General features: G+C 45.3%; 13 protein-coding genes. 3 read left to right on the forward strand and 10 right to left on the reverse strand.

The features are described from left to right. Positions 1 to 118 precede the first annotated feature (118 nt). Positions 119 to 667, forward strand: a complete 549-nt coding sequence (locus tag M3629_RS16540; RefSeq protein ID WP_251508464.1) for a DUF6199 family natural product biosynthesis protein — start codon at positions 119 to 121, stop codon at positions 665 to 667. A 389-nt stretch (positions 668 to 1,056) separates the two neighbouring features. Continuing rightward, positions 1,057 to 2,349 (forward strand): hypothetical protein, encoded by a 1,293-nt coding sequence (locus M3629_RS16545; protein WP_251508466.1) that lies wholly within the window; start codon positions 1,057 to 1,059, stop codon positions 2,347 to 2,349. Positions 2,350 to 2,529: 180 nt separating this feature from the next. On the opposite strand, the gene M3629_RS16550 is transcribed toward M3629_RS16545, so the two are convergent. The 6 genes from M3629_RS16550 to M3629_RS16575 form a co-directional block, all read right to left on the reverse strand. Then, complete coding sequence (locus tag M3629_RS16550) at positions 2,530 to 3,921, reverse strand: ADP-ribosylglycohydrolase family protein (RefSeq protein ID WP_251508468.1); 1,392 nt, start codon at positions 3,919 to 3,921, stop codon at positions 2,530 to 2,532. A 1-nt stretch (position 3,922) separates the two neighbouring features. After that, positions 3,923 to 4,882, reverse strand: a complete 960-nt coding sequence (locus M3629_RS16555) for a nucleoside hydrolase (protein ID WP_251508470.1) — start codon at positions 4,880 to 4,882, stop codon at positions 3,923 to 3,925. A 10-nt stretch (positions 4,883 to 4,892) separates the two neighbouring features. After that, entirely contained in the window at positions 4,893 to 5,828 is a 936-nt protein-coding gene (locus tag M3629_RS16560) for an ABC transporter permease (protein ID WP_251508472.1), read from the reverse strand. After that, positions 5,821 to 6,870 (reverse strand): ABC transporter permease, encoded by a 1,050-nt coding sequence (locus tag M3629_RS16565; protein WP_251508474.1) that lies wholly within the window; start codon positions 6,868 to 6,870, stop codon positions 5,821 to 5,823. Before M3629_RS16565 ends, M3629_RS16560 begins: the two co-directional genes overlap by 8 nt. Further along, positions 6,867 to 8,432 (reverse strand): ABC transporter ATP-binding protein, encoded by a 1,566-nt coding sequence (locus tag M3629_RS16570; protein WP_251508476.1) that lies wholly within the window; start codon positions 8,430 to 8,432, stop codon positions 6,867 to 6,869. Before M3629_RS16570 ends, M3629_RS16565 begins: the two co-directional genes overlap by 4 nt. Before the next feature lie 139 nt (positions 8,433 to 8,571). Beyond that, entirely contained in the window at positions 8,572 to 9,699 is a 1,128-nt protein-coding gene (locus M3629_RS16575; RefSeq protein ID WP_251508479.1) for a BMP family ABC transporter substrate-binding protein, read from the reverse strand. Between the two features lie 266 nt (positions 9,700 to 9,965). Between M3629_RS16575 and M3629_RS16580 the strand changes: the two genes are divergently transcribed. Beyond that, positions 9,966 to 10,727, forward strand: coding sequence for an AraC family transcriptional regulator (locus M3629_RS16580; protein ID WP_251508481.1), 762 nt, complete (start codon positions 9,966 to 9,968; stop codon positions 10,725 to 10,727). Between the two features lie 174 nt (positions 10,728 to 10,901). On the opposite strand, the gene M3629_RS16585 is transcribed toward M3629_RS16580, so the two are convergent. The 4 genes from M3629_RS16585 to M3629_RS16600 form a co-directional block, all read right to left on the reverse strand. Further along, complete coding sequence (locus tag M3629_RS16585; protein WP_251508483.1) at positions 10,902 to 11,777, reverse strand: AraC family transcriptional regulator; 876 nt, start codon at positions 11,775 to 11,777, stop codon at positions 10,902 to 10,904. A gap of 208 nt (positions 11,778 to 11,985) precedes the next feature. Then, on the reverse strand, positions 11,986 to 12,624 hold the full coding sequence (locus M3629_RS16590) for a hypothetical protein (protein WP_251508485.1): 639 nt from the start codon (positions 12,622 to 12,624) through the stop codon (positions 11,986 to 11,988). 210 nt (positions 12,625 to 12,834) lie between these two features. Beyond that, positions 12,835 to 13,611 carry a class B sortase gene (gene srtB, locus M3629_RS16595; protein ID WP_251508487.1) on the reverse strand — a complete coding sequence of 259 codons (777 nt, stop codon included), beginning with the start codon at positions 13,609 to 13,611 and terminating at the stop codon, positions 12,835 to 12,837. Between the two features lie 22 nt (positions 13,612 to 13,633). Beyond that, entirely contained in the window at positions 13,634 to 19,702 is a 6,069-nt protein-coding gene (locus M3629_RS16600) for a DUF7601 domain-containing protein (RefSeq protein ID WP_251508489.1), read from the reverse strand. Positions 19,703 to 19,801: the final 99 nt, after the last annotated feature.

Below are 19,801 nucleotides of genomic sequence, written 5' to 3' on the forward strand. Positions count from 1 at the left end.
ATGTTTACCGCTTCAAAGGAATGGTTATGGTTTCAGTAACATTGGGGATTCGATTTTAACAAACACAATGAGATGCACCTTCAATTCAGATGATGAACACAATTAAGGATGTGATGATTTGACAGGAGTTGTAGGCGTACTAATGTTAATCATAGGTCTAATTATGGCCATATCACCTTACTCCTTTTGGTATTTCAGGTTAGGATGGAGACTTAAAGATGCCAAGCCTAGCGATTTAGCTTTACGTGCTGAGCGGTGCTTAGGAGTAATTTTCGTCATTGTTGGTTCCATACTCATTGTCTCAAGCTGCTCATCTAGTCATGGGACAGACCACGACTGGGCGGACCACTTCAAAGAAAAGCTCTCTGCAGGGCAATTACAAGAAATCAACATCGGCCTATTTAATCCAGTAACATTAACGGATGAAGAGACAAAAACAGTTACTGGCATGATACAACATGCAGAGCTGAGACCTATGGATTTCGAGGAAAGTTCTGGAGCGAGCAACATAGGGGAAATGATTTTTAAAGATGGTACTCGATTGGAATTAATCATTTTTGGATCATCTGGTGGTATTGAATTGCAATCCGATTCTATCGATGCACATTATGAAATCGTAAGTGAGGAATTAAAAAGTTGGTTTCGTTCAAATTATACTAATCAATAACAAGAGCCCCATCCTGCCGGGGCTCTTTCTTCTTGTCTAAGAGATTAGATTGGCTGTCAACAAATACATATATCACTTCAGATAACTCGCGTTAGACCCTTCTTTTATAAAACCCAACTTTTGTATCATATAAATTTTTTTTATATATCTGGAGTCCGTGTTTATCTGGTTCTAATCTGACTCCTGCGTTAATTCTAGTCCGCCTTGCCCGATTCTCCAGTATAGTCTTCAGTTAAATATACTAAATTTGTTGTTATACGAACTACTTTTGGTATAGGTAAAAATAACTACTATTTATTTCGAAAAAAGATACTTGATTTACAAATCATATTCATTTTGGTATCTTTAAACCTCGACAAATTACAATCCAATATTTAGGAGGTTTTATCTTGAAAAAGTTAATGTCTTTGTTCCTTGCGACTACATTATTCACTTTTTCTCTAGGTACTAGTGTTTCTGCATCTGACGAAGTATCTAAAGATCGTATCCAAATTCCAAGTAATACCGTATATAGTTTGGATGCTAAGGGTGAGAAATTAGGCAAATCAGCCAATTTTGATTCCAGTAGTGTAGATATCAAATCTATGGAGAGTAACGGTGCAGATTCTGTTTCCTTATCCGGTAACGTGAAGACTAGCACTGGAGAAAAAGAATTCCAACTTACAGGTGGGTTAAAGAAGGCTGGTTATACGGACAGTCTGATTGTAGGAGAATTAAAGGATAACAAGGACAATTTTGAAGTTGTCTACTTCGGAATTGATCGCAAACCCAACAGCAATCTAGCTTTATTGCGAGATAAATTCAAGAATGATGATACTGTTGTTAAACTGTATTTGCTCGAAAAGAATACAAGAACCTTTACGTTTCTAGAAACGGATCAGTTAAATGATAAACTTCATACAGATCAGATGTTTAACAATTCGGGTGCTTTTGAAGATGCAGAACATACAGACATGTTTTGGTACGGGAAAGTATTTGAACCCGTTCGAGAAGAAACCAACGATGGATTAACAACATTTGCTGCGTCTCTGGCAAGTGGTAAGTCGGACAAAACATATACTGCAGTATACAATGCGGGTGTTGCTACAATAACAGAAAAAATGACGGTAAGAGCCTATGTTGAGGGTCCCTCATCTCTTAGTGGAGGTTCTGGGGACTTTACCACAAAACTTTATCCCCTGTCCGTAAGTACGACATCTAACGTAGGAACCGTTAACTCCAAAACCTCAGGCTGGAGAATGGGAGTTCATCAAGATACAACCCTTGAAGCTTATACAGCTCCTGGGGATGTAATACGGTCTATTATGTGGGATTCATCTTATAGTACACTTGGAAAATTAAAACTGAATGTAGCTTGGGGACTGTCGGTTCCTAATACAGGTTTGTCTTTTGGAGTAGGGTATACGAATTCACAGAACATCGCAGCCGGAACATTAAAGGTATATGACAATAGTGGTAGCAGTAAGGTCAGAAGATCAAAATTAACGATTCCGAAAAGTCAAAGACTGGAGCTTCCAAGCCACTCCTTTGATTCTGTCATTAAAGTTGGTCACTACAGTACACCAAAACAGAAAACATTAAACCTCAAATTCACTTATTATATCTCAAACATTCAGGATAATTACAACGCAGCTACAGGACCACAAACGCATAATCTATCTTTCTCTTACAACTCGAAATAATTCATCAAATCAAAACCACCCGCTATGCGGGTGGTTTTTTTCGTGCGTTTCACGTACTCAACGGGCTAAAGCCATAACAAAAAGCCTTAGGGAGGCCCTAAGGCTTCATCGTTTTATTTAAGTAATCCGAGTTTATTTTTATGATGGGATAAACTAAATATCTCATCGTCATCTTTTGCATTAGTTACGCACCTCGTCGCGAAGCTTCAAAAACACCTGATAGCTGCGTTCAGCACAGGAAGAGATCGACACCGGATCGAATCCAACCAGATCGGCGTACAGCGTGTCGTTTAGTGGAGCTGTCCAGGATTCGGGCAACTGTGCTGCCCCAAGGCGCGCACCCATGATCGACCCAACCGTAGCTCCATTACAATCGGTGTCGAGCCCACCATAAACAGACGTGACAACTGCCTTCTCAAAATCATTGCCAGCATACACCAGAGATGCTGCTACCAGTGCAGCATTGTTATTGGTATGCACCGCATCATAATGACTGAACGTATCCCAAATCCTGCTGACCAAATCCCGCTCGTTCCGAGCAGAGAGTCCAATCTCCATGCCTTGAAGCACATCTGCGGCCAGTCTGCTTGTCTTCGGAATCTCGCTGAGTCCAATTTCTACAATACGCTCGCTATTATTTTCCACGAACGCCGCTGCGATCATCGCTGCATTCAACATCTCACCATAAATACCATTCTTGACATGAGAAAAGGAGGCATCTCTCCAGCCAAGTTCGGCTGCCAGTTCAGGTCGTCCGGCTACACCATATGCCAATCCGTCAGCGCGGATTGCAGCTCCGATCCACTCGCGATATGGATTGAGATGCATACGTACACGTTCCTGGCGTAGTGCCCAATCCGCAGGTTTATCCGATTTCAGATGCGAGGTCTCCTGGGCGAAATTCATGTATGCTTGTGTCTCCGCTGTACATACCTGGCTGTAGGTCAAACGATGATGCCACAGCTTTCCGACGTCCCAGGAATCCCAGTCCAGCCCCTTTTCCTCCAACAACAGCAAGCCCAGAATGGTGTAACGAATATCGTCATCGCTCTCCATAAAACGAATTTTCTCCCGGACACTTAAGGGTCCCAAATCTGTCAAACTCAAGCCATACTCCTGCTCCGCACGGGAATGTTCCGGAGCATAACCTCGAATGGGCCAGGCATCCGCACCTTTGAACCAAAGCTCGACATTCTCCCATCCTGGGCGCCCATCCTTACCATAGAGATAATCCGGGTGCTCCAGCGGTTTCCCTAGCGCACATCCAACACTTCGCCCGAGCCAAGCCCCGTAAAATTTATCCCGCCATACTTGCTCACTCCAGTCGCCTTGAAGTTCACGAGGCCCCTCTGGACGCAAGGCTCGAATATCTTCAAGACCCGAAGGTTCTATATAAGGAAAATCAGCGGATACCTGAATTTCCATCAATTCTTGGTAGAGTTGAAGCAGCTTGTTCTCATCATTAGCGGCCTCGTCCCATTTTTGCGTATACCCCTGGGTATTACAGCCTTCCTCACCACGTTGAAGCAGTTCAAGCCGCACCGTCTCTCGCAGGTCAGTCCAGCCTGCCATATTAAGAATCTCCTTGTGGAGATTGCTGTACACGAGCGTCAAGAATAGCAAGTGCATCATAGACGAGACGAATGAAGGCATCACGGTCAACATCCAGTAGCACGTTCACGTTAGGCTCACGATCTGTCTTCGTGCGTAAGTCGCCAACGGTCATTCCGCGTGTGTACGTTCCCTGTGTTTCAATCGTCACATCCAGCATTTTGCTTTGGAACAACTCAGGCTGCAGCAGCCATGCAATGGCACAAGGGTCATGCAGTGCATTTCCATGGTAACCCATCTTTTTGCCGTAAATCGAGTAGAAGTCCAGCAATTCCCCCACCATAACTGATACAGGACCTCTTGTTTTCAGAGCTGCAATCTCCTCATCAAAAATAGCTGCTTTGTCCGTCACATCCAGTCCGCTCATCGTAATCGGAATTCCCGATTCAAATACAATCTGCGCTGCCTCCGGGTCAACGTAGATGTTAAACTCAGCTGTACGTGTCACGTTCCCATAGGCAATGCCTCCACCCATCATCGAAATGCCTGCAATACGTGATTTGAGTTCAGGATACGCACGAATCAGGGTAGCAATATTGGTTAACGGACCAATGGGCACAAGCGTGATTGGCTCATCCGAAGACAGCAACAGATCGCGGATAAACTCTACAGCACCTACCTCGATTGCACGAAAACGACTTGGCGGAAGTACAGGACCATCCATTCCCGATTCGCCGTGAGCTTCTTCTCCGGTTACCAGGGCACCCAGCAACGGTCCTTTTGCACCTTTCGCTACCGGAATATCGGCCCCGACAAAACCGAGAATGTTGAGCGCATTATTTGTAATCTTCTCTAAGGTCTGGTTACCACCCACTGTGGTGATCCCCTTAATCTCCAGCTGCTCTGGGTGGGCAAGCGCCAGCAAAATGGCAATTGCGTCGTCGTGTCCTGGGTCACAGTCAATAATAATAGGTTTCGTCATCGTTATCTCCTCAGTTCGTTTTTTGTGCGAGCTTACGTCTCTTCTTGCGTGTCTCAGCAATCGCATAAACAATTAGTCCGACCACGGTAGCCACATAAGGCAATGTGCCGATTAGCTCAGCTGGTATCTTAAGCACCTGCAATGCATTAGCCAGTGCCTCCGCTCCGCCGAATAACAGTGAGGTCAGGGCTGTACCTACGGTTGTACTGCGTCCCATGGACTCCGCTGCGATGGCAATCCAACCCCGACCGGCAATCATATCTCTGGTGAACAGAGACAGATATCCCATCGACATGTAAGCCCCGCCCAAACTGGCGAAGAATCCACTCAATAGCAAAGCCATATATTGAATTTTTACGACACTGACACCTACCGACTGCGCCGCATGCGGATTCTCACCGACGGAACGAATCTGCAGACCTAGTGGCGTACGTTTCAATAAATAATAGACAGCAATAACAGCCAGAATGGAAGCATAAGTCAAAATATGGTGACCTGACAGAATCGGGCCGAGCACCGGAATTTGTTGCAACAGTGGAATGTCTATACTAGGTAACACCTTGCTTGGCAAGGACGTAGATGAACCTTTGTCTCCACTAAGCAAGTACAGTAAAAATACCGTTCCTCCTGAAGCAAACATATTTATGGCAACGCCGCCGAGAATAATATGCGTTTTAAATTTAAGTGTGAAAAATGCAAGCATTCCGGCAATTGCCGTACCCGAGAGGACGGCACCGAGCAACCCGATCCAGGCGCTGGCCGTGTAGGAACTGACCACAACTCCAGCCAGCGCAGATACCAGCATGATGCCCTCCATACCGATGTTGATAATCCCTGCTCGATTGGAGATCAACGCACCTAAAGCCGCGAACAAGATCGGTGTTGTAACCCGTAATACGGAGAAGGCAAAATCCGTCGTTAAAATGACGTTCAGCAGGCTATTCATGTAACTTGGCCTCCTTCAGCAGCATCCGATTCTTCCAGAATTTCAGGAACTGCTCCGCAGAGATCAGCAAAATAATGACCGCTTGAATAATGGAGATCATCTCGGAAGGCACATCTGACAAACGAGCCATCAGATCCGCACCGATACGGATATAGGCCAGAAAGAGCGCAGCACCAATGACGGAAAGAGGATTGTTCTTGGCAAGCATGGCTACAAGTGCACCATCTAGTCCATATCCCGGCAATGCCGTCCATTGAAAGCGATTATACATACCCAGCACCTCGACCGACCCGCCCATACCGGCGATGAAACCTGCGATTAGATGAACCAGAATGATGACTTTTGCTGTTTTCATACCGGAGTATCCGGCAAATTCGCGATTGGCTCCCGTCATGCGCAGCTCATATCCCCACTTCGTGCGATACATGAAATAATGAGCAAGAACAATCAACACCAGCACAATAATCAGCCCTGTATGCAGCCGTGTGCCTGGCAATATTTTATCCAGCTGTGCCGTCTCTGCAAATTTATAAGATACATTCGAGAATGCTTTGGCATCACGCAGGTGATAGTTCAACAGATACAGGCCGATTCCAAAAAAGATGCTATTAAACATGAGTGATGTCACCAGTTCATTCGCGTTCCATTTGGCCTTGAGATAACCCGGAATTGCCGAGAGCAGTGCACCTACGATAGAACCTGCCCCAATTGCCACAATCGGGTGCAATATGCCGTTCATGCTTAAATGTATTGCCAGAATGGCTGCAACGATGCCTGAGATATAAAAGATACCCTCAGCACCCAGATTGAACATATTCGTTTTAAACAGGAGTGATACCGAAAGCCCTGTGAACATGAGCGGAATTGCCATTTCCACAACGTTGCCCATACGGCTTAAGGTGGACAGCGGCTCAAACAGAAAGATACGAATAGTCTCTACAGGCTGGCTGCTTACAAGAGAGATAATAATAAATGCAATAGCTAAAGAGATCAGAATGACTGCGGCCGTGCGGTATACTTCAAAATATTTTAAACGGATCATGGGGAAGCCTCCTCCTCATACTGCTCCTGTTGCTCCTGCTGCTCACGAATCCCAAGCATGTAGAGACCCAGCTCCTCTTCGCTTACGGTTGACGGCGAATCCAGCCGTGCGGCAATTTTTCCGTCATATAACACAAGCAGTGTGTCACTCATTTCCAGGATTTCATTCAGATCAGCCGATACAAGCACAATTGCAGAACCTGCATCCCGCAGCTCTAACAACTTCTGATGGATAAACTGTGCCGCTCCAATATCCACCCCGCGCGTAGGCTGCTCCGCAATGAGCAGATCCGGCTCAGTCGAGCATTCACGGGCAACGACTACCTTCTGCATATTCCCCCCAGACAACATACCGATTGGCTGTGACGGGCCGGAGCACCGGACCTTGAATTCCTCCACCAGAGAACTTGCCAGCTTTTGAATGGATGACATGCTAAGAAGCGGCCCTCTATTCAGCGATTTCGAACGATAACGGGTGGAAATCAGATTGTCTGCAATACTTGCCTCACCAGCTGAACCCTGACGCATTCGGTCTTCCGGAATATAGGAGACACCGAGCCTGCGAATCTCACGGATATCTAATGAACGAATATCCTTTCCCTTCATCTCGACCTTACCGCCTGCATAGCGGTTTCCCAAACTTCCGGTTAGTCCTTCAACGAGCTGACTTTGTCCATTGCCTTCCACGCCGGCGATCCCGACAATTTCTCCTGCGCGAACATGAAAGCTGATATCCGACAACAGTGCCTTGCCTTCCGGATCAACTGCCCCTAAATTCTGTACAGACAGTACAGGCTCGCCATAATTCTTCTGCGTTTTGTCATACTTGAGCACAACATCCCGTCCAACCATCAGCCGTGATATTTCTTGTTCTGTAACATCTGCAATGTTAAACACACCCTCAGAACGTCCGCCGCGCAAAATGGTAATTCTATCGCAGATCGCTTTCACTTCTTTCAACTTGTGCGAGATAAACACAATGGTATGTCCCTTCTCTTTTAGCAGTTTCAACTCTCGGAACAACTCTTCTGTCTCCTGCGGGGTTAATACGGCTGTAGGCTCATCCAGAATGAGTATTTCTGCGCCGCGTAACAGAGCTTTCAAAATCTCTACCTTTTGCTTCATCCCTACGCTCAAATCCTCAACCTTGGCCCGGGGATTCACGGATAGGTTATACTTGCGAGCGGTTTCCTCCGTCATGCGGACAGCTTCTGCATAATGAATACCTACGCCGCGTCTCGGCTCCATGCCGAGCACCATATTCTCAGCGACGGTGAAGGAAGGAACGAGCATGAAATGTTGATGCACCATACCAATTCCGAGCGCAATGGCATCTTGCGGGTTACCTAGCTTGATCTGTTTTCCCTTTAACAGAATCTCACCCTCGCTCGGCTCTTCCATACCAAACATCATCTTCATCAGTGTAGATTTGCCCGCCCCGTTCTCCCCAGCTATGGCATGGATTTCTCCCTCCTGCAAGGAGAACTGAACATTCTTGTTAGCGACCACCCCATTGGGGTAAACCTTTGAAATATTTCGCATTTCCAACAGTACGCCGGACATGTATGTTTCTCCCCTCTACTAGCAGTTTGCACAAAAAATGTACAGCCGAAAATGCATCAATGATCATGACTACATCTCCAGCTGTACAACATTAAACTCGATTATTTCTCGCCGATAATCCATCTAGAAAAACGAAAGGTTACGGTTTCACGCTATTACGGATCGCTTCGATCTCTGACGTCTCCATGCCCATCGCATTAGATACGGTAATCTCTTTGTTTTCGAGCTTCTTCTTGATCTCTTCTACCTTCGCTTGCAGATCCGCTGGGATTACACTTGTATAGATGTCGTTCTCTGCAATGCCGACCCCGTTCTCTACGAAGCCCATCACCTGGCGTTTTCCTGTCTCCAGCTTGCCTTCTTTTGCTTGCGTCACGGCTTCCAGAATCGCTGTGTCGATCTTTTTGATCGCAGAGGTAATGATTAGATTGGCTTTGGAAGGGTCTGTCTCTTTTAGCAATGCAGCCTGGTCCGAGTCTACGCCGATGGCGTACTTGGACTTTTCCTTCGCCGCATCGAAAATACCCAGCCCTGTTCCACCTGCAACGTTGAAAATCACGTCAACTCCCGAGTTATATTGAATAAGCGAAAGTTCTTTTCCTTTGGCTGGATTAACGAAATCTCCTGCATAGGATACAGCGACCTTAATATCCGGGTCTACGTATTTAGCTCCCTCAATGTAACCCACGAGAAAAGCATTGATCCCCGGAATATCCATACCGCCCAGGAAGCCGATCAGGTTATCCTTGTTGGCATTTGGCATGTCCGACTTGGTTGCGAGCGCCGCAACCGCTCCTGCCAGGAAGGATACTTCATTAGTAGAATAGGACATATTATAAACATTAGCCGGGGCGTCCTCGATATCCGTATCATAGTTGATAAACGTTTTGTCAGCATGCTGCTCCGCAGCCGCATTAAACATCTCTGTAATTTCAGAGCCACCAGAAATGACGATGTCCCAGTCCTCAGCAGAGATATCGTTAAAAGTTGGTTCCCACTTCGTTTTGTCTGTACCCATTTCAATGACCTTGGTTTTAGCGCCCAATTCGGACTTAACTAGCTCCAGACCATGATTAGCAGCGTCGAAGAAGGATTTGTCTCCCAGTGTGCCTGGAATCAGCAATACCACTTTCAGTTGATCGGCCTGCTCTCTGCCATTGTCCGTTCCTGCTGAACCCGTTTCACCAGTTGTACCCTTCGTGCCTCCACATGCGGACAGAAGCAACAACAACGCTACCATACAAATTACCAACGCATTCTTCTTCATGTTCTTTACTCACACCCCTGTTTGTTGTTAAAATCATGGATAATTCGTTGTGTTAGCAGCCCAACTTTACAAATCAGGCAATTCTCAACCTAAATCTAAATTGTAATGCGTTTTCTTTACTGCTATAACCGAACGTATTAACTATTAATTTCGTTTAACATTCGTTTATGAGTATGATCATAACAAAATCAAACCATTATATTTATATGATTTCGGTCGCTTTTTTGTACGATTCGGCTAATTGTCGAAATTAGGGGGAAACATTAATGGATCAAGTTCTATATGTTGTCAGAGCCGAACATGCCCGGTTCACACATATCATCCCTCATCACCATGAATGTTATGAGCTGGTTTACTATTTTAAAGGGAACGGGACATCCATGATCGGAGAGCATAACTACCAATTTCAAGCTGGGACCTATGCACTTATTCCGCCATATCAACAGCATGATGAGGATCATCGGGGGGACGCTGAGGTACTTTTTGTTGGATTTCAGACGAATCTATCTGAAGTTTCTGAGCTGCAAGGTATGCATCAGGATGACCGTGAGCGAAGCATTCATAACTACATGCTGCAGTTGAACACGGAATATACACGGCGGGGTGAAGGCGCTCAGGACTACCTGAACGACCGTCTACACCATATGTTACTGCACTTGCTCCATCGTGGAGGCAACACCATGTACCCTCTGTTCTCCGGAGATCGACTCCAACATGTGCTTGCGTATATAAATGAACATTTCACACAACGTCTCTCCATCGAGATGTTAGCAAACATGTCCGGATATAGCTATGATCGCTTCCGGCATCTGTTCAAAGAGAAATACGGAGCCTCCCCTTCTCGATATATGCTAATCAAACGCCTGGATTACGCAAAGCATCTGCTTGCCAGCACACAGATGTCCGTTTCGGATGTCTCTGCCGAGGCTGGGTTCGTGAATGATGCTCAATTTTGCAACATGTTCAAAAGAGAAACTGGCATAACCCCGCGTTCCTATCGCAAAAACTTGCAGATCAAGAACATCTAGCTAGCGTAAACTAAAAAACCGAATGCTCCGTCAAGGCAGCATTCGGTTTTTTATCAAGATCAAACTTTATCGACAAAGATAACTACACTGCCGAAATGTTTCATGAATCTTTTGTGCCCAGGCCCTTCTCTGAGGGACGGCCTTCTATACACGTACATAACCGAAGCGATTCTGTTATCTTTGGACAACGGGAATCCATATCTCACTCCTGAAGTTGGGAGATGACACATCTTTGCCTTCATTCCACAAGATCTCCGGTCCTCTCGCCACCTCATAACTGGAAGAAGGAAACCATTCGGAATAGATTCTCCCCCACACCTGTTGTAATGTTTCCGGGAACGTTCCAACCGCTGCGAACACAGCCCACGTCATTGCGGGAACCTCTAACTTTGAAAATCTTTCTGGAAACTCCTTGGATGTTGTAGCTGCACCTATATAATGATCAAGCTCGCCTTTTTCCTCCATTCGCCCTTCCGAGAAATTTACAGAAGCTGAAATCAACCCCTGTGGTTCAACATTGGAAAGCTGCTTCAATTCGCCAATGTCCTCACGGGTTAAGCTATGCCACATCGAAGCAATTTCCGGATTCACTCCGTCAAATTGAATGGGTACCCTTTTCATTATGCCTACAATATGGAACGATTCCTTTTCAACGATACGATAATTCATTGCATGTCCCCCCTGAACAGTTAATTGGAAGGCCATTCGTGGATAAGCTACTAAAGACGACGCATGAGACCTGACCGATGAAGGCGTTATCCCGTGCAATGCCTGAAATGCCCTGGAAAATGCATCTGCCGATTGATAACCATACTTCACAGCCACATCTACAATTCTTAAACCACCAGCCTGAAGTTCGAATGCTGCGAGAGTCAGACGTCTCCTTCGGATGTACTCCGACAATGGAATATCTGCAAGAAAGGAAAACATTCTTGAAAAATGATAGTCAGAACACCGGGCTAGTCGCGCTGCTTCCTTCATATCGATGTCTTCCTCTAGATGGTCTTCAATATATTGCAAGGCTCTATTTAGATTTACCAGCGAATCCATTCAAACGACCTCCTTTCAGGTATAGACTATCAAGAGTGGGATGCTCACATCCGACATTTCATGCACGGATTTGTGGGGTTACATCAAAGATGGAATTTACTCCTTTCACCCCTCATACGGACATATTCGGTATACCTCACGGTGATCACTCTTTCTCTCATAACTTCTGATTTTCATCTATTGTACTTAAAAAGTTCGTCTATCACGCTTAAGAAAACTGACAAAATCCGGCTACAGGGTGTTCTATTTCAGTACCGATTTTGGCGAAAATATATAGCGAACCAAAACCGAATGGATAATCCCCATTCTCTCGAATCAATGTATCGGGATAACCATCCTCATCGACTTGGAAAAAGAATGACAGTGACTCTTTCTTGAGTTCTGCAAAATAATAGTCCTCATCCTGAATCAATCTCGGATTACCGCCTACCTTAATCAAAAAGGGCTGCTCCATGGATTCTTCGTCCTGGCTTCGTTCTCCGTGTGAGATGGAGTGTCTTATCAGACCCTTGTGAGTAAAGCATTCCTGGGTGCTTTCCGTTGAAACTGGATGTTCAAACACCTTGATTGAGCAATGAGGATAGATGTTATTTTCCAGATAACTATCACGATTTTCAGGAATAAAGATCGAAATCATGCTTTCTGGTTTGAAGGGGTGGTTAAGGCTCAGATAAAATGCATACTTATGATTACCTTCATGGATGCGTTCTGCTTGGTCGTCGAAAAAAACGGGTGCATTACCGCCGATCCAGCCTGCTCTATGTGCATCGATTAAGAACGGTTTGGCATAATAAACTATAGATTCTACTCTAGTCGTCAACATATTCGCTTGATTCTCTATCGTCACTCTAAAACTCCCTCTCTAGAAATCTAATAATCATTGTTCTATTCGCATGTAACACTCATCTCCATTATAAAGAAGACTCCTCTCTAATCCACCTACGTTTAATCTCATTCCTGGAACTTCATTAAAAGTTAGGGGATAACACAAAAAAACGTGTCCTCTAAAGAGAACACGCGAGATGAAACCCATTCATTTCGTGTTGTGGCATCGACCTTAACGCTTTACAGCCACTACCGCTAGCCGGCCATTTTCAGTCGAATACTCACATGTGGACAGGACAACGAGCTTATCACCGTACTGAGCTGTTACACCTGTGTCATAAAGAGCGAGTTTTTTGATATTTTGAACATATGAATCGAACTCGGTGGATGTCTGTACATCCCCAATTTGATAGTACTTAAACACGTCATCTGATTTACGATACACTTTGGATAGAATCACAGCGAAGATCTCGTACTCTTCCTTCTCGTAAAGCGTGCTAAACTCAAATGTAGCGTGTTCTTTATAAAAGCTTTCACTCTTGTACTTCATTAGATCTTTAAACATCCAGCCACTCTTCATATGATGTCCGTGAATCAGCAAAATATCTGAACCCCTGATCTGGCTATGCCTGTCCAAAAAAGGAAGGCCACCTTGGGTTTCCTTCTTATCGAAATCATGATCCAGATAATAATCCGCATCCTGTGGATTTTGCATGACAGGATACTCAATTCGAGTGCCGTTAATCTTCAGCCAGCCCACAATGTCCGAGTTCCGCTCGTAAAGGGCTTGAAATTCAGGAAGCATAACTCGCTTTTTCTTCTTATTGAACAAAAAAGAGGGGATTGTATCCCCTCCGTTTTTATTCGACCCTTCCTCCCACATGCTCGCCAACTCATCTATTTTCTGTTGCTCAGCATAATCTCGCAGCAGCGTTCTCGAAATACCGATGAGAGAGAATACTAACACAAGGGAGGAAATGGCGATAAGAATTTTTTTGGTTTTGCTCATGTTCTTACCGCCTTTCCGGTCATTAAATATGCTTTTTCTTCTTGTTACCGAGCAAACAGAAAACAATCGTGATCAAAGACATTAGTGCCAAAATCATATAGAACATTGGCGATATGCTGTTGTCCCCTGTTTTCGGAGCATCGTCCAACTCGTTGCTAACGTGATCCGTAACCTGGTCACCATTGCTCGCTCCACCGTTGCCATTGTTGGTTCCGGTGTTGCCCGTGTTTGTTCCTGGCTTGCCGTTATTGGTTCCACTGTTGCCGTTGTTCGTTCCCGGAGTACCGTTATCGGTTCCATTGTTGCCGTTATTCATTCCCGGAGTACCGTTATCGGTTCCATTGTTGCCGTTGTTCGTTTCAGGGGTACCGTTGTTGGTTCCTGGAATACCATTATCGGTCTCACCGTTCCCATTGTTCGTTCCTGGAGTACCATTATTGATTCCCGGGATACCAGGGTCGGTTCCACTATTGCCGGTGTTCGTTCCTGGAGTACCGTTGCCCGTTCCGCTGTTGCCGCCGGAGCTACCACCTGAACGGATTGGCTTCATTGGTACGTCGTATTTGACAATGTCAAAATCTACAGAAATTGTACTGCTTGTGTGCGTTTCGTATCCGTCCTTCGTTACGACCAGATAGTAATCTGCTTCAGGGAATACCATGTACGCATAGAATCCATTGACGTCGCTATCCTGCTCTGGACTCTTGTTGTCATGCGGCGGGAAATTCGGAACCGCCGGGAGCGTTACTTTTGTACCCGGAATGCGACCTTTATCTCTATTCCGCTGTGTATCCGCATAATACAGTGTAACTTTGGCTCCTTCAATTTTCTTGCCCGTGCTCGCATTTCCTGTAGTTTCATCATAGACCGTACCGTAAGGGTCAACTAATTCCTCAGAGATATTCAACTCTCCGTTAGCTTTCACGTCAAGTTGCGTCACTTTAAGGAGCAACTCCTCACCAGTCTCCACTTGATAACGAACTTCCATGGTGTACTTCTGTTCGCTTAACCCTTCCACGGAGAAAGTTCCGTTTGAAGCCATTGGAAAGGCCTTAGGGCTACCATTTTCCGTAATATAATTACCGTTCCTGTCCTTCAAGTAGATATACATATGGCTGGTATACAAGTTGTTAAATAACTCGGTTGTTCCGTCCATTTGTTTGAGCAGAATGATACCTACAGCCGTAATATCCGCTGGAACGGTCTCGTCTGTAACACTGCTATTCACATTCGCTTTTTGTGTAAACTTAACAGGTACATCTTTGCCGCCTACCCGATACACCTTCGTATATGTGATTGTGTAGTCCGTATCAGCTACGGCTGGAACAGCATATTCACCCTTCTCGTTCGTCTTAATCTGAAGCTCTTCGCCTGTCTTCAAATCGGTCACTGTGATGGATGCATTCGGAATGATTTCTCCTGTATTGTTGTCACGCAGTACACCTTCCAGATAAGGGCGAGTATTCTTGAATTTAGCTTCAGCCACGTTTTTCTCCGGAATCACACCCGTGCGAACAAAACGTTCAGGGTCCGTCACATAACCATCTTTCGTATAATCATTCTGGGTTACCGTATACTCAAGAGATGACGGCAGTCCTTGCACAACAAGTGTCTGGCCATCGGTAAGCTCGAAGTGATCACCGTTCTTGATTACGCCCTTGCTACCATCTGATTTCTCATAGACATAGAACTCATCTGATCCCTCACCTGTGAAGGCGATGGTGTACTTAAACAGCTTGCTCTTATCTTCCTCTTTGCCTTTCACTGTGTTGCTGATGAGTAGTCCGCCCTTCAAGACGCGCACGTTCGTGAATGGAGCTTCTTCATCCATGCCTTTCATCACTTCGGTATAATTCCGTTCCTCCGGAGTAGTCATGTATTCATCGGTCGTGTAGTCTTTTTGGCTAACGGTGTATTTCAGATTTTTAGGCAAACCTGAAATATTCAATGTCTCTCCATCCTTAAGGCGGAAGGTATCGCCAGACTTGATCGTACCTGCACTACCATCCGACTTCATATAAGAGTAACTTTCAGCTTTGCCTGTATTCTCAAAGTGAATGGTGTACTCGAACTCCTTCGTCTTATCGCCACCGTTGCCCATGACCGTATTACTAATGGTCAGCTTATTAACGATTCGTTCGTTGATGAAGTCCGCTTTATGATCACCTTTGTTCACAATAGAGCCGGATAGCTCTCTCGTATCAGGAGTTGTCGTATAGCCATCAACGGTCGTATAATCGTCCTCGGTTACGGTATAGCTCAGATTCGCAGGCAACGCCGGAAGAACTACAGATTCCCCATGCTTGAGGACAATCTGGTCTCCATTTTTGAATGTTCCCGACGTATTATCCGACTTTTTATAGGTATACTCTCCGTCCTTACCTTCACCAGTGAAGGTCACGGTGTATACAAACCCTTTGTTCGGATCACTTCCGTTGCCTTCTACCTTATTGGTAATGGTCAGCTTGCCTTGGGCAGGTGTAGGCACAACCAGCGGTTGATCGGAGGTTACTTTTACTCCGTCTACCCAGAGCGGTTTCCCCGGTGTATTTCCTACATAAACTTGATAAATCCTTGTCGTAGGCAACCAAGTATTTGTATCAATATATGTTTCCTTCAGCTCATAGTAGCCTGGGTCAGGGAATAGCAGATTAAGTTTCCCTAAACTATCGGTTTTCCCTTTGGTAACTGTAGTTCCATTGTCTTTTTTATAGAGTGTAAATTCTACGTCTTTAAGCGGATTTCCATTCGGATCTACTTTTCTTAGAGGCAACAAGGCATTCGAGCTTGAACTGCCTGCTACGTCTGAGCTGTCCAATGTACTTTCGCTTCTGGCACTAACAGCACTCAGACTGTCATCGCCCTCCAGTTTTACCTCGTTGCCCATTTTATCTCCGGCTTTCGCTGTAGAGGGATCAACTTCTGTCTGGTATACAAACTGGTAAAACTTATTAGGGTCATTCATTTTGAATTTCAGAACCGTAGTTCTTCCTGCACCTGGTGCAACCTCTACTTGAACTTCGCTATTTGGGTCGCTTAGGTCGAGTGCTTCGCCTCGTTCCAGAGTACCACTAGCTGTTAGTTTCGCTGGATAGACAGCCATACTAGGTGATGTCAGTACAAGCTTTCCGTTATCTTCATAACGTAGGTTCATGCCTGCGCCAAGGGTATCCTCCAGATAAACGCCCTGTTTCATGTTAAATGGTGGAGTATAGTTTACTGTCCATTCCAACACACCTGGAACAGGTTTCGTTACCGATTTGCCTAAAGTCTGAATAGGTACGATAATCTTACGCTGTTCAGAGACAATCTTTTCGACTCCACCCCAAGACATATGAAGGTCAGCTTTGTTATATAAAACCTGCTTGTCGGTGCCATTGGTGGTGTAGTCGTTCAAATATTCCTCTAAAGCTGAGTTAGAAGGTCTTGCCTTCACTAAGATAACATAAGGACTTTCCAATTTAGAGAAAGTGAACGTTCCCACGTTGCCATTATGGATAAAGGAGCTTACGACATGAGCATCCGTGCCTGGTTCAATAATGGTTTTGGCATCGTTTCTCGTACCGTATTCTGTACCTGCACCATTGTCGGAAAACCCTTTCCAAAGCTCATAATCTTTACCTTCAGAAAACGGAACAAACTCCCATCCTTCAGGCAAAGTGTCCACCAACTTCATATTGCTAATGACTCGATTACCGCCATCTTTAGCCATTTCTTCTGTGTTATATCCAGGCATGTTTACCCCTAGACGGAAGGTGACTGTTTTGGTTGTCCGGTCATAAGCCGAAATCGTCCATGGATCATTATTATCGTTTCTAATGTAACTGTTAACGTTATTTGGGGTAACATTTTCGAGTGTGCCATCGACTTTCAATGGTCTCGAAGCAAAGAGCATATCCTTGTTCAGCATACGCAAGTGTAGATTGGCACTGTTTTGTGCTTGTCTTACGGTTTCCCCATCAATGAGCAAAGCACGATTCGAACTTGTTTTCCCTACGTTGATGTCCTGTCTAAAAAGGATATCTGGGTTGGTCTCCAGTGCACGGAAGCTGAAGGATGCGGAATTTTCCGTATACCCAGTCACCTTAATCAAGTCCGCCACCACTTTACCATCCACCGTTAAAGGGATCGCCTTCATCGTCAGATTGGTCGCGCCCGTTTTCAGCGTTCCTGCCTTGTACTGCTTCCAAAGTTGAGCGGAAGTTACATTTGCTTTGATCTTCGCAATGGTTTCTGCACTCACTTCACCATTCTCATCTACAGCGTTGTCCAAGACGTCCAAATTACCGCCATGTACCAGGACATCATATACCGCCGCATTCGGCAGAGCATATTGTGGAGCAAGGTTGACTGTCCACGTGATGCTGCCTTGGTTATAATCCTCTATTGAAACAGCGCCTGATTTTGTAAAATTGTGCGCACCGATGTTGACGATAGCCTCGTCCGTTACTGCGGCAGGTCTTATACCCGCTTTCACATCGTTGTTCTGTATGCCAGCCGGTGTATCCAAATTCCAGTTGGCACGAGGATCAATTTGAAAGCTGGAACCACTGATTACTTTGCTTTTAATAATTAAATCCACTTTACCGTTAATATTTCCAAAAGAATACACGCCGTTTGCATCCGGTGTAATGGGTGTTACTCCAGAATCGGTGCCCTCCTCTTGCCATTCAGCCGATACAAAATTCAGACCGGCAGGTAAAACATTGGTAATCGTAACGTCCTTCAACCCATTTTTGTTATATCGGTTAACTGTGACTCTCCAAGTAATAGTTTCACTCGCATGATCGTAAGAAGCACTGGATTGAATCCAGTCGGGAGCAAAGGACATCTCCAGCCCGGCCTGCACCAGCATGCTAGTGTCTTGTCTCAGTTCCACTTTACCAGTCGTATCCCGATGGCTGCGCCCCAAATTGCTTGGTGGATTCCGATACTCGTAATAATACGATTCCTTAGGAATCCAGGTTTTATATTCAACTTTGGGATCGGGACCTGTTCCCGATGGAAAAATGTAAGTCAGCGATCCGTCTGCTTCAACCACTGGGGTCACGTTCTGATCGTTAACTTTGAAGGAACCTTCCACATAAATACCGCGTGAATTTCCAAAGCCTGTATTATATGCTGAGGGATTCGTATAAAACGTCTTTCCGTCTAATGGCAATTTGATCGTTTTATCAAACTGATCAGATGCAGATACGGTTGACTGCCAAGTAATCGCACCTTCAACGAATTGAGCCGGCTGAAGCCCGCGATAACTATACTGATCCCATCTGATCATTCCAGGCGAGGTCAACGTGATACCGTACTCTGCTGTAACATTGGGATTCTCTAGCTGATATGTACTACCAAAGATGCTGACAGGTTTTTTATCGCCATAATTCAATCCTGTTACATCTGCATCAGCTGTCGTTTCAAAGCTGAAAGTAATACCCCGTCCTACCCCATTGAAAAAGTTATCATCACCGTCGAAGACAACTCGAATGCTGTTTGGAGTAAAATAGGTCGTACCAAGCTGTTTGGTGCCTGAGTCCGTCTGTGCATACAGGGGTCTCGTCGCTGTCGGAAGCACGACTTCCTTAAAGTGATCTTCTCGTTTCAGCTCAATCCAATCACCCTTTTGAATGTATTTCTCAGGATCTGCATTCGTTGGATTGGAATCATCCCCATTGACGGGTACCTTGAGCCCTTCGGATTTGAGCGTAAATGGTTGTCGTCCCTGAATAGTGCCGTTCTGATTAATGACCACATTCCCTTGCTTCAACTCCAGCGGAAAGGATGCATTGGATCCCATAAATACAGATGTTTTATCCATTGGGACTGCTGCCATCATTAAGGATTGTTCAGGTACATCTTGTACTTCCTCCGATCCCGAGGACGGTTCGTCCACAATCGGTGAGTTGGGCTCGTTAGCCGTTTCCTTGGATGGTTCGTCCACAATTGGCGAATTGGGCTCGCTAACCGCTTCCACTTCAGTATCGTTAGGTACACTCTCTGCATATGCAGCAGTAGAGAACATCACTGTCTGCATAACAAGCATAATTGCCAGAAATAAGGACAATAACGGTTTACCTACATTGCGTCTTTGCTTCAATACGAGAATCTCCTCCATTTCTAAAATTTTGGCGGGACCGAGAGACTTTTTTTCTCTCCCCCTACCCGCTTTTCTCCTTACGATAGGAAATTGATGAAA

The organism is Paenibacillus polysaccharolyticus, from assembly GCF_023714295.1.
GTDB classification, from domain to species: domain Bacteria; phylum Bacillota; class Bacilli; order Paenibacillales; family Paenibacillaceae; genus Paenibacillus; species Paenibacillus polysaccharolyticus_A.

Bases quoted from the DNA above. Each gene is read 5' to 3' on its own strand.
- M3629_RS16550 (WP_251508468.1), bottom strand. From the start codon at position 3,921: ATGGCAGGCTGGACTGACCTGCGAGAGACGGTGCGGCTTGAACTGCTT.
- M3629_RS16580 (WP_251508481.1), top strand. From the start codon at position 9,966: ATGGATCAAGTTCTATATGTTGTCAGAGCCGAACATGCCCGGTTCACA.
- M3629_RS16565 (WP_251508474.1), bottom strand. From the start codon at position 6,870: ATGATCCGTTTAAAATATTTTGAAGTATACCGCACGGCCGCAGTCATT.
- M3629_RS16570 (WP_251508476.1), bottom strand. From the start codon at position 8,432: ATGTCCGGCGTACTGTTGGAAATGCGAAATATTTCAAAGGTTTACCCC.
- M3629_RS16555 (WP_251508470.1), bottom strand. From the start codon at position 4,882: ATGACGAAACCTATTATTATTGACTGTGACCCAGGACACGACGACGCA.
- M3629_RS16575 (WP_251508479.1), bottom strand. From the start codon at position 9,699: ATGAAGAAGAATGCGTTGGTAATTTGTATGGTAGCGTTGTTGTTGCTT.
- srtB (WP_251508487.1), bottom strand. From the start codon at position 13,611: ATGAGCAAAACCAAAAAAATTCTTATCGCCATTTCCTCCCTTGTGTTA.
- M3629_RS16560 (WP_251508472.1), bottom strand. From the start codon at position 5,828: ATGAATAGCCTGCTGAACGTCATTTTAACGACGGATTTTGCCTTCTCC.
- M3629_RS16585 (WP_251508483.1), bottom strand. From the start codon at position 11,777: ATGGATTCGCTGGTAAATCTAAATAGAGCCTTGCAATATATTGAAGAC.